Annotated in this window: 10 protein-coding genes and 1 pseudogene; 10 read left to right on the top strand and 1 reads right to left on the bottom strand. The window is 64.2% G+C overall.

Annotated features, from left to right (window positions below; translation table 11 throughout):
* Positions 1–125: pseudogene (locus tag G335_RS14520) on the bottom strand (IS110 family transposase); the annotation flags it as partial.
* Positions 126–549: 424 nt separating this feature from the next.
* Here G335_RS14520 and G335_RS0112425 point away from each other — a divergent pair.
* From G335_RS0112425 to G335_RS0112380, 10 genes are all read left to right on the top strand, one after another.
* Entirely contained in the window at positions 550–936 is a 387-nt protein-coding gene (locus tag G335_RS0112425; protein WP_018176968.1) for a nucleotidyltransferase domain-containing protein, read from the top strand.
* Positions 926–1336, top strand: a complete 411-nt coding sequence (gene hepT, locus G335_RS0112420) for a type VII toxin-antitoxin system HepT family RNase toxin (RefSeq protein WP_018176967.1) — start codon at positions 926–928, stop codon at positions 1334–1336. The genes G335_RS0112425 and hepT overlap by 11 nt, the downstream gene beginning before the upstream one ends.
* A 207-nt stretch (positions 1337–1543) precedes the next feature.
* Complete coding sequence (locus tag G335_RS0112415; protein ID WP_018176966.1) at positions 1544–1999, top strand: REP-associated tyrosine transposase; 456 nt, start codon at positions 1544–1546, stop codon at positions 1997–1999.
* Positions 2000–2310: 311 nt separating this feature from the next.
* On the top strand, positions 2311–4212 hold the full coding sequence (locus G335_RS0112410; RefSeq protein ID WP_026304844.1) for a nucleoside-diphosphate sugar epimerase/dehydratase: 1902 nt from the start codon (positions 2311–2313) through the stop codon (positions 4210–4212).
* Between the two features lie 228 nt (positions 4213–4440).
* The gene (locus G335_RS0112405; protein WP_018176964.1) at positions 4441–5607 is read left to right on the top strand and encodes a nucleotide sugar dehydrogenase; all 1167 of its coding nucleotides are present in this window, start codon (positions 4441–4443) and stop codon (positions 5605–5607) included.
* Between the two features lie 453 nt (positions 5608–6060).
* Complete coding sequence (locus tag G335_RS0112400) at positions 6061–6915, top strand: hypothetical protein (RefSeq protein ID WP_018176963.1); 855 nt, start codon at positions 6061–6063, stop codon at positions 6913–6915.
* Positions 6916–7178: 263 nt separating this feature from the next.
* Entirely contained in the window at positions 7179–7529 is a 351-nt protein-coding gene (locus tag G335_RS0112395) for a MarR family EPS-associated transcriptional regulator (protein ID WP_026304843.1), read from the top strand.
* A 415-nt stretch (positions 7530–7944) separates the two neighbouring features.
* Entirely contained in the window at positions 7945–9261 is a 1317-nt protein-coding gene (locus G335_RS0112390; RefSeq protein WP_018176961.1) for a nucleotide sugar dehydrogenase, read from the top strand.
* Positions 9262–9284: 23 nt separating this feature from the next.
* Complete coding sequence (locus tag G335_RS0112385) at positions 9285–10349, top strand: Gfo/Idh/MocA family protein (RefSeq protein WP_018176960.1); 1065 nt, start codon at positions 9285–9287, stop codon at positions 10347–10349.
* Positions 10350–10407: 58 nt separating this feature from the next.
* Positions 10408–10794, top strand: coding sequence for a GxxExxY protein (locus tag G335_RS0112380; RefSeq protein ID WP_018176959.1), 387 nt, complete (start codon positions 10408–10410; stop codon positions 10792–10794).
* Positions 10795–10854: the final 60 nt, after the last annotated feature.

Genomic DNA, 10854 nt, shown 5'->3' with positions numbered 1-10854 from the left:
AAGCCACGGACCCACCGGCGGATCGCCGGGAGCTCGTTGGGACACGGCTGTGCGGTTTCACCGTCGATGCTGATCCACAACTCGGCCTTGCCGACATCGACCCCGATCCGATGCGTTGCCATCATCACACCTCCCGAGCTAGCTTGGAGTTGTCTGTCGGGGCCTCACCGAACGCTGGCTTGCCATCTATCGTCGGTCCCGTGCCGATCGATTCCTTATCGGCGTTTAAGGTGAGGGGTGGGACGAACTCTCCTACCGTCTGTGCCACAGGCCAGATGCCGGCCTCGTCCCTCCACCCCGACAGACCCTTTCTAGGCCTGCCACGGGTAAACATACAAGCGGCCTTGGCCGCGAAGCCCCTGCCAAAGTCGGACCCGGGCAGGGGCTTCGCGGCCAAGGCCGCTCCCACAGGGCTCACCCTAGCGATAAGGGGTGTTGCCGATGATTGAGGCAACAGGGGTGGGCCGCAGAAGATCTTTGCGGACAGAAGGTGTGCGGTGAACGCGTTTGCTACTCTGGCAACACGGGTAACCACGGTTCGTGATTCGAATGCTCCAGCCAGACCACACAAGCCGCATTACCGAGCTCGCCGCGCGCCATGACTGGCGCCTGGTCATCCTGTTCGGCTCTACTGCGCGTGACGGCCAGGGGCGGGATGTGGATCTGGCCGTTCAGCCGCGGTCGACGCCGGATCTCATGACGCAGGGCCGCTGGCAAAGAGAGCTGGAGGACGTGCTCGATCCCTCACCGGTGGATCTTCTGGTACTCACGGATGGCACCTCGCCGACCACGCGCTTCGAGATTTTCCGGGATGGCGAATGCCTGTTCGAGGCGGAGGCAGGCCGCTTCCACGCGGAACAGGACCGTGCGTTCTTCCTGCACGCGGATTCCGTCCTGTTCCAGCGCCACCTGACGGAGGGCCCGGATGCCGCCTGAAGCCTCCGAGGTGATGCAGCGCAAGCTCGGAATGCTGCGCCAGTTCCTGGCGGACCTGGAGCTCTACGCGGCAATGGAGCCGAGACAGCAGCGCCGGGAACACTACGCCATCGAGCGCTTGCTGCAGCTCCTCTGCGAGTCCTCGGCGGACATTGGCCTGCAGTTGTTGCGCCGCGATGGTTATCGGCTCGCTGCGACCTATCGCGAGGTGTTCGAGGCCCTCCGTGACCGCCTCGATCTCGACGAGGCATTAACGGAGCGTTTGATGGATGCCTGCGCCATGCGCAACCTCCTTACGCACCTCTACGACACGATCGACCTGGAACGGGTCGTCGGGGCCGTCACGCCGGCCCTTGATGCGTATGACCAGTTCGCCCAATGGGCCGAACAACGCGCGTAGGCGCCCCAGCTCGCGGGGTTGAGCGTCCCCGCTGGTAATCACGACGAGGTGTGGAAGGTGGAAGTCTTTGTGGGAGCGGGCTTGCCCGCGAAGCCCCTGCCAAAGTCCGACCCGGGCGGGGGCTTCGCGGGCAAGCCCGCTCCCACAAGGTGCGCGCCCATGGAATGAGGCCATACTGGGCGAAAGTGTTGTGAGCAGGAGGTTCGAATGCCAGGGAAGGCACGAACGCACCGGCTGCGGATTGGACGGTTCAGCGAGCCGGGAAGGGTCTATTTGATCACGGCCGTTTGCGCCGACCGGCATGCCTGGTTTGGAGCGCTCGATCACGGTCGCTGCGTGGTTCAGGCGTTGCGTGAGGTGGAAGGGGTGGCGACTACACTCTGCTTCGTGGTCATGCCCGACCACGTCCACTGGCTGATGCAACTGGAAGATGGGGAGTTGTCCCGCACCGCACAGAAGCTGAAGGGTTCGGCCACGCGGCGAATTGGTCAATTGCGCGGCCGACCGTGTCGGATATGGCAGCCAGGCTTCCATGACCGCGCGTTGCGCCGGGAAGAGGATCTCCAGGCGGTCGCCCGCTATGTGGTGGCGAACCCGCTGCGGGCAGGGCTGGTCGGCAATCTCGGTGATTACCCCCTGTGGGATGCGGCCTGGCTGGAGTAAGGGGCTGAATGGACTTTGGCGGGGGCTTCGCGGCCAGGGCCGCTCCCACAGTGAATGAGGCAGGGAGCGGGGATGGAGTCTGCTAGCGGTAGCGGCCCTGTGGGAGCGGGCTTGCCCGCGAAGCCCCTGCCAGCGTCGGTTGGTGGCAACACTCTCGGCCGTGAGTGCATTTTTATGACGGCTTGCTTATGCTCCGCACGCCGCGATGGAGAGCGGCGGCGAGCGGGTGCGTACACTTGCTGTAGTGTAATCCGGGTAGTTTTTGTGGACGGGGGAGTCGGGCGAGACATGCCGGGACGGTGTTGCAGATCATGCTGAGGAAGGGCCTGGAAAGCTTGTTCAAGCTGCCGCGCTCGAAGAAGCGCTGGCTCATGGTGATGGCGGATATCGTCATGCTGCCGCTGGCGTTGTGGTCCGGCTTTGCGATCCGCCTGGCCGAGCCGTTCCCGCCGATCATGCTGGAGACCTGGTGGCTGTTCCCGCTGGTGGTCCTGGTCGGTATTCCGCTGTTTGTGCGGCTGGGGCTTTATCGGGCCGTGGTGCGGTTCATGGGGTCGCGCACCATCTGGGCCGTGGGGTCCGGGGTGGTGGTCCTGGCGTTGGTGCTATGGGCGGCCGCGATGCTGGGACGGGTCGAGGGCTTCCCGCGTTCGGTGCCGATTAACTTCGCGATCGTGGCCTTCATCTATGTCGGCGGCAGCCGCTTCCTGGTGCGCACGTGGTATCGCTCGATCGTCGAGGCGGGCGCGGGTGCCGAGCCGGTGGTGGTGTTCGGGGCGGGCGAGGCCGGCGTGCAGCTCCTGTCCGGGCTCAAGGCCGGGGGCCGGTTTCGAGTGGTCGCCTTCGTAGACGAGGATCGCAGCCTGCAGGGGAGTTCGATCGACGGGATTCCGGTCCATAGTCCGGATCGTCTGGAGCGCTTTGTGTCGCGTTTTCGGGTCAAGCGGATGCTCCTGGCCATTCCGTCCGCGACGCGCCAGGAACGCCGGCGCATCCTGGAACAGCTGGAACCGCTCCCGGTGTACGTGCAGACGGTCCCGTCGATGGAGTCGGTGGTCTCCGGGCATGCGAGCCTGGAACAACTGGAAGATGTGGACATCGCCGATCTGCTCGGGCGCGACCCGGTACCCCCGGACCCCGAGCTGCTGACCTGCAGCGTGCACGGGCGGGTGGTGATGGTGACCGGCGCGGGCGGTTCCATTGGCTCCGAGCTGTGCCGGCGCATCATCCGTCTGGAGCCGGCGGCGCTGATCCTGTTCGAGCGCAACGAGTTCGCGCTCTACAGCATCGAGCGCGAGCTGCAGGAGTACTCGGCGCAACTGGAGCAGTGCCCGGCCATCCACGCCGTGCTGGGTTCGGTGGCCAATGCGCGGCGTGTGGCCTCCGTGCTGGCGGAATACGGCGTACAAACGCTGTACCACGCCGCGGCCTACAAGCATGTGCCGATCGTCGAGGCCAACCTGATCGAGGGCGTGCGCAACAATGTCTTCGGTACCGCCGTGCTCGCGGAGGCGGCGCTCAATGCCGGCGTGGACCGCTTTATCCTGATCTCCACCGACAAGGCCGTGCGCCCCACCAACGTCATGGGCGCCACCAAGCGCCTGGCCGAGATGGTCCTGCAGGATCGCGCCCGCGAGCAGCGCGGGACCATCTTCAGCATGGTGCGCTTCGGCAACGTGCTGGGCTCGTCCGGCTCCGTGGTGCCGCTGTTCCACCAGCAGATCCGCGATGGCGGCCCGGTGACGGTGACCCATCCGGAGATCACGCGCTACTTCATGTCCATCCCCGAGGCGGCCGAACTGGTGATCCAGGCCGGTGCCATGGCCGAGGGCGGCGAGGTCTACGTGCTCGACATGGGCGAGCCGGTCCGCATCGTGGACCTGGCGCGCCGCATGATCCATCTGCATGGGCGCCAGGTGAAGGAAGACGGCGTGCCCGAAGATGGCGTGGAGATCGTGTTCACCGGCCTGCGTCCGGGCGAGAAGCTCTACGAGGAGCTGCTGATCTGCGACAACGTCCAGGCCACAGGCCATCCGCGGATCATGCGCGCACGCGAGGACTGCGTATCGGCGAAGGACCTGCACGCAGCCCTCAATCAGCTGGACCAGGCCGACCGCGACATGGACACCGAGCGGGCCTGCCGCACCATCCGCGCTGTAGTGCACGAGTACGCCCCGGCCAATCACCCACCGCAGGAACGCGTGGCTGGGTAAGGCGGGCGTTAACCTTTCGTGCCCCCGATCGCATCATTGTTCATGGCGCCCCAGTATCCTCGGCGCTGGGCAAACGTGCCAACGCCCCTGTAGGAGCCTGCTCGCAGGCGAAGCCCCTGCCCGCGCCGGACTTCGGCAGGGGCTTCGCCGCCAAGGCGGCTCCTACGGGGCTCGGACGCAAGGCCGACGAACTTGGCTACACAGATTGCAACAGGAAGGAAACCAGGAATGAAAATCGCAGTCGCCGGAACCGGCTACGTCGGGCTCTCCAACGCCGTCCTGCTTGCGCAGAACCACGAGGTCGTCGCGCTCGACGTGGTGCCGGAGAAGGTCGACCAGATCAACCGCAAGCACTCCCCGATCATCGATGTCGAGATCCAGGACTTCCTCGAGAACCGCGCGCTGAACCTCAAGGCCACGCTGGACAAGCAGGAGGCCTACGCGGAAGCGGACTTCGTGATCATCGCCACGCCCACGGACTACGACCCGCAGACCAACTACTTCAACACCTCCACGGTGGAGTCGGTCATCCGCGACGTGCTAGAGATTAATCCGCACGCAGTGATGGTCATCAAATCCACCGTGCCGGTCGGCTACACCCGCGAAATCAAGGCGCAGATGGAGACCGACAACATCCTGTTCTCGCCGGAATTCCTGCGCGAGGGCCGGGCGCTGTACGACAACCTGCACCCCTCCCGGATCATTGTCGGCGAGCAGTCCGAGCGGGCCGAGACCTTCGCCCGGCTGCTGGCGGAAGGCGCGATGGACGACGATATCCCCATGGTCTTCACGCACTCGACCGAGGCCGAGGCGATCAAGCTGTTCGCGAATACCTACCTGGCCATGCGCGTGGCGTATTTCAACGAGCTGGACAGCTACGCCGAAGCCAACGGCCTGGATACGCGCCAGATCATCGAGGGCGTCTGCCTGGACCCGCGCATCGGTAGCCACTACAACAATCCGTCGTTCGGCTTTGGCGGCTATTGCCTGCCGAAAGACACCAAGCAGCTACTGGCCAACTATGACGAGGTTCCGAACAACATCATCAAGGCCATTGTCGACGCCAATCGCACGCGCAAGGACTTTGTTTCCGACGCGATCATCAAGCGTCAGCCAAAGGTCGTCGGCATCTACCGCCTGGTGATGAAGAGCGGATCCGACAACTTCCGCGCCTCCGCCATCCAGGGCGTGATGAAGCGCATCAAGGCCAAGGGCATCGAAGTCGTCGTCTACGAGCCGGAGCTCCCCGATGACGAGTTCTACCGCTCCCGCGTCATCCGCGACCTGGACGAGTTCAAGCGCGTGTCCGACGTCATCGTCGCCAACCGCATCACCGACGACCTCCGCGACCAGACGGACAAGGTCTACACCCGCGACCTCTTCAACAACGACTGACCCAGCCCGGTTCGTTGTCCCCCTGTAGGACGGGCTCGCCCGCGAAGCCCCCGCCAAAGCCAGCCCGGGTCCCCCTTCGCGAGCAGGCCCGCTCCCACAAGGCTCGTCTCCGTGCTCATGCAGCCACGGACCGACGGTGCCTTTGGTTGGGTCATCTCGGCGGATGCGGCTTTATGCCTCTGATCATCACCGGCTGGCCGGTTGCGGGTGTCATTTGGTGGCGCGCGTGTAAAAGGGCGGCGCCTAACCTTGCAAAAAGCCCTGGTTTCCGGTCCAATCGCAACGCCCTGGGGTTGAACCCTTAAGGCACTTCGAGCCCGCATTATGGCAACGCCCGAGCGCCTTCCTGGCAAGTGGTTCGGGGCCGCCATCACTGCCGGTATCGACCTGGCCGAACGCCTCGGGCCGAATCGAGGTCCCCTCCACATTGCGTTTGAATACAGGAACTGACTCATGAACGATCCCGCCGGTCCGCAATCCCGTCCGTACGACGACGAAATCAGCCTGTACGAGCTGTGGGATGTGCTGATGCGCCGTTTGCCGGTCCTGCTGGGTGTCGGGGTGCTCACGGTCGTTCTGGGTGTCGTCCATGCCTTGATGCAGCCGGTGGTGTACGAGTACCGCTCGGGCGTGGATCTCCCGCGGGTCTATTCCGGCGGTCTCACAAACGTCGTATCACAGGAGTTGGCGATCGCTCGGCTCGAGGATGTGCTGATCCCGCAGCAACGCGATCAGCTCTTCGCTGGAGAAGGGCGGGGGCCTCGCGTTCGCGTGAGTGCCCACGGCTCGGACTACAGCCTGATCCTGGAGTCCACCAGTACGCGCGAGGCCGCCGAGCATGTGGCGGATCTCCACGAGGGGGTGATCGCGGCTATGGCCGAGTGGCTGAGGCCACGGTTTGAACAAAGCCTGGCCAGCCATCTGAGGCCCTTGAACAGCCGCATCGAGGTGCTGGATGACCAGATCGCGCTGCTGCAGGAGGACCTCAACGCGCTCTACGAGCGTCTGGGCGAGGGCGATGACATCGCCGGCCTGATCGTGGCCCAGCAAATTGGCGATATCCGCCGAGAGCTGTCCAGGCTGCGTTCGTCCCGCACGGATGCGGCATCCAGTGCCGAAACGGTTGAAGCAATGAGCCGCGATACCGAACAAACCTTCCTTGCCGGGGAATCCGATAGCCCTGTGGGGGCCGGCCGCTCGCTCATTGTCGCCCTGTCCGTGGTGCTTGGAGGCATGCTCGGATTGTTTGCGGCGTTCTTCTGGGAGTTCGTCAGCAACGCCCGAAGCCGCCGCCCCGAACAAGGCTAGCTACGGCTACGGACCCATGTAGCGTTCCCCGCCGAAGCTTCTGGAGGGGAGGGCTTCTTCAAAGCATGGTCATGTTTGCGCGCGGGCCCGACCGGACCCGCGCGTTCCGTTGCCATGCGACCGACCGATATGCTCTACTTTCGGCCTTCGTTCACCCCGTGAACGCACAGTCAGCAGCTTCCCCCAGGGCGGACCCGCGAAAATCCGGGTGCACCGTCCCGGCGGTAGCGTGCCAAAACGCTGCTCAAGACCCAGATAACCCATTGATTGAAGAAGATCTTCATCTAGAAGTGCTCCGCCTGCTGGAGCGCGAGCCGGACATGAGCCAGCGCCAGCTCGCGCGGGCGCTGGGCCTGTCTGTGGGCAAGACGCACTACGCGCTCAAGGCCGTGCTCGACCGTGGCTGGGTCAAGGCGCAGAACTTCCGCCGCTCGGACAACCGCTCGGCCTACCTGTACAAGCTCACGCCGAACGGCCTGCAGGAAAAGGCGCGCCTGGCGTACGGCCTGCTCCAGCGCAAACGCGCCGAGCACGAAGCCCTGATGACCGAAATCGAACAACTCCGCGCCGAGGTGCAAAACGCCAAACCCGCGGATGAGCCACCCACCCCGTAGGAGCCGCCTTGGCGGCGAAGCCCCCGCCAGAGCGGGCCGCGAGCCCCGGGCCACCCCACATACCAACGACCCGTCCGGCACACCTTCCCGGTCATCCCGGCCGTAGCGAAGCGAAGAGCCGGGATCTCCACCGGTGGAGGCTGCCCGGACGCGCGAGATCCCGGATAACCGCGCCGCGGTTTCCGGGATGACGGTGGGGTGGTGCAGTTTCCGGGATGACGGAAGGGCAGGGCGGTTCACAGGAAGACGGGTCTTGGGCTGCGCGGTCCCCGGGATGACCAAAGAACACATCTCCGTCATCGCGAGGAGCGCAGCGGAGCGAAAAGCCGGGATCTCGGGCGGTCAGGACTGCCCTCGACATTGACGGCGCCAAAGCGAATCAGCGAACCAAAAAACCTAAACGGAATACAACGGAATGTCTGCACAACAGGAATTGATCAAGCGCTTGCAAGACCGCAGCGCCGTCATCGGCATCATCGGGCTTGGCTACGTCGGTCTGCCCCTCATGCTTCGTTATGTGGAGCTGGGCTACCACGTACTTGGCTTCGATAACGACGCCTCCAAGGTCGAGCAGCTGAACGCGGGCCAAAGCCCCATCGAGCATATCCACAGCGACCAGATCGCCGATGCGGTTGGGTGCGGTCTGTTCGAGGCCACAAGCGACATGTCGCGGGCATCGCAGGCGGACGCCCTGATCATCTGTGTCCCCACGCCACTGGATCGCTACCGTCAACCGGATCTGTCCTATGTGGTGGGCACCACGGATGCCCTTGTTCCGCATTTGCGCTCCGGCCAGGTGGTGTCGCTGGAAAGTACCACCTATCCAGGTACGACCGAAGAGGAGCTGGCCCCGCGCATCGGCTCCGGCGGGCTCAAGGTGGGTGAGGACATCTTCCTCGTCTATTCCCCGGAACGCGAAGACCCCGCCAACCCCGACTTCAAGACCCAGACGATCCCCAAGGTCTGCGGCGGGTACTCCCCCGCATGTCAGGAGGTAGGCCAGGCCCTGTACGGCCAGGTGGTGGATCGGGTCGTACCGGTCAGCAGTGCCCGTGCCGCGGAGATGACCAAGCTCCTGGAGAACATCCACCGCGCGGTGAACATCGGCCTCGTCAATGAGATGAAGATGGTCGCCGAGCGCATGGGCATCGACATCTACGAGGTCATTGATGCAGCCGCCACCAAGCCGTTCGGCTTCGTGCCGTACTACCCGGGGCCGGGCCTGGGCGGGCACTGCATCCCTATCGATCCCTTTTACCTCACCTGGAAGGCGCGTGAGTACGGGCTCAATACCCGTTTCATCGAGCTCGCCGGCGAGGTCAACAGCAGCATGCCGGAGTGGGTGCTGCGCAAACTCGCCGACGCGCTCAATGCACGCGGCAAGGCCGTCCACGGCAGCCGCATCCTGATCCTTGGCATCGCCTACAAGAAGAACGTGGACGACATGCGGGAATCCCCGGCGGTCGAGATGATGGAATACCTGCGCGAGCAGGGCGCCGTCCTGGCCTATTCCGATCCACACGTGCCCAGTTTTCCCCCCATGCGTGAGCACCAGTTCGATCTTGAGCACACGCCGATCAGCGAGGAAACCCTGGCGGCACAGGACTGTGTGCTCATCGCCACCGATCACGAAGCCGTGGACTACGAGCTAGTCCAGAAGCATGCACCGCTGATCCTCGATACCCGCGGAGTCTACCGGGATCGTACCGACCCGAAGATCGTTCGCGCCTGAGCCCATTCAACACAGGGAACCCCATGATTCATCAGTTCACCCCGATTACCGATCGCCGCATCCGCCTAGCCCTGGTGGGCTGTGGCCGCATTGCCCAGAAGCATATCGACGCGCTGGAAAAGCACGCCGAGAACATCGAACTGGCCGCCGTTTGCGACATCGACCCGGCTGCGTTGGCCCAGGCCGAGGCGCGTACCGGCGCCCCCGGATACCGCCATCTGAGCGATCTTCTCGAACAGGACCCGGGCCTGGACGGCGTCATCCTCTGCACCCCCAGCGGCGTGCATGCCCGCCAGGCCATCCTGGCCGCCGAGGCCGGCAAGCACGTGATCACCGAAAAGCCCATGGCCACGCGCTGGGCGGATGCCAAGGCCATGGTAGAAGCCTGCGACCATGCGGGTGTGCGGCTGTTCGTGGTCAAGCAGAACCGACGCAACGCCACGCTGCAACTGCTCAAGCGCGCAGTGGAGCAGCGCCGCTTCGGCCGCATCTTCATGGTCAACCTGAACGTCTTCTGGACGCGCCCTCAGGAGTACTACGACAGTGCGAAATGGCGCGGCACCTGGGAGTTCGACGGCGGCGCCTTCATGAACCAGGCCAGCCACTACGTGGATCTGCTCGACTGGCTGATCGGCCCGGTGGAGAGCGTGCAGGCCTACACTGCCACGCAGGATCGCCTGATCGAGGTCGAAGACTCGGGCGTGCTCAACGTCCGTTGGCGCAACGGCGCCCTGGGCAGCATGGCCGTCACCATGCTCACCTACCCGAAGAACCTGGAAGGCTCCATCACCATCCTCGGCGAGAAGGGCACGGTACGCGTGGGTGGCGTCGCGGTGAACGAGATCCAGCACTGGGAGTTCGCGGACGAGCAGCCCGAAGACGCCAAGGTGAAGGAGGCCAATTACGAGACCACCTCGGTCTACGGCTTCGGCCACCCGGCGTACTACGAAAACGTGATCGACAGCCTGCGCGGCGAAGCCGATCCGGAAACCGACGGCCGCGAGGGCCTGCGCTCCCTGGAAATCCTCATCGCCACGTATCTGTCCGCCCGCGACGGCCGCCAAACGCCTCTGCCGCTGGATTACTGACGACCAAGGGCAAAAAGCCGGCCACGGATGTTCACGGATGAACACGGATGAAGGGCGAATGGGTATGGACGAGCAGGGAACGCTTGTTGAAGAGGATCTGACCTATCGGATCCGGTCCTGTGTCTTCGCGGTGTCCAATGAACTTGGACCGGGGTTCCTGGAGCGAGTGTATGAAAATGCCCTGGCAATCGAACTGCGTGATGCGGGACTCCTGGTTCAGACGCAGCAGCCGATCAAGGTCTGCTACAAGGCGCATACGGTTGGCGAGTACGTTGCCGATATCCTCGTCGAAAACCGGGTGCTGCTGGAGCTGAAGGCCTGCAACAGCCTGGCGCCGGAGCACCAGGCGCAACTGCTCAACTATTTGCAGGCCACCGGCATTCCGCTCGGCCTGCTGATCAACTTCGGACAGCCCCGGGCGCAAATCAAACGCTTCGTCCGCTAAGGCATCCAGGTGAATTCGTGATCATCCGTGACTACCCAAAACCCATGACCCTCAGTGTCC

The sequence above is a fragment of the Thioalkalivibrio sp. AKL8 genome (assembly GCF_000380525.1).
Taxonomy (GTDB): Bacteria; Pseudomonadota; Gammaproteobacteria; order Ectothiorhodospirales; family Ectothiorhodospiraceae; genus Thioalkalivibrio; species Thioalkalivibrio versutus.
This window is presented reverse-complemented; position numbering and strand designations above follow the sequence as displayed.

Excerpts from the sequence above, each read along its gene's own strand:
- G335_RS0112425 (WP_018176968.1), top strand. The coding sequence starts at position 550 with ATGCTCCAGCCAGACCACACAAGCCGCATTACCGAGCTCGCCGCGCGC.
- hepT (WP_018176967.1), top strand. The coding sequence starts at position 926 with ATGCCGCCTGAAGCCTCCGAGGTGATGCAGCGCAAGCTCGGAATGCTG.
- G335_RS0112415 (WP_018176966.1), top strand. The coding sequence starts at position 1,544 with ATGCCAGGGAAGGCACGAACGCACCGGCTGCGGATTGGACGGTTCAGC.
- G335_RS0112410 (WP_026304844.1), top strand. The coding sequence starts at position 2,311 with ATGCTGAGGAAGGGCCTGGAAAGCTTGTTCAAGCTGCCGCGCTCGAAG.
- G335_RS0112405 (WP_018176964.1), top strand. The coding sequence starts at position 4,441 with ATGAAAATCGCAGTCGCCGGAACCGGCTACGTCGGGCTCTCCAACGCC.
- G335_RS0112400 (WP_018176963.1), top strand. The coding sequence starts at position 6,061 with ATGAACGATCCCGCCGGTCCGCAATCCCGTCCGTACGACGACGAAATC.
- G335_RS0112390 (WP_018176961.1), top strand. The coding sequence starts at position 7,945 with ATGTCTGCACAACAGGAATTGATCAAGCGCTTGCAAGACCGCAGCGCC.
- G335_RS0112385 (WP_018176960.1), top strand. The coding sequence starts at position 9,285 with ATGATTCATCAGTTCACCCCGATTACCGATCGCCGCATCCGCCTAGCC.
- G335_RS0112380 (WP_018176959.1), top strand. The coding sequence starts at position 10,408 with ATGGGTATGGACGAGCAGGGAACGCTTGTTGAAGAGGATCTGACCTAT.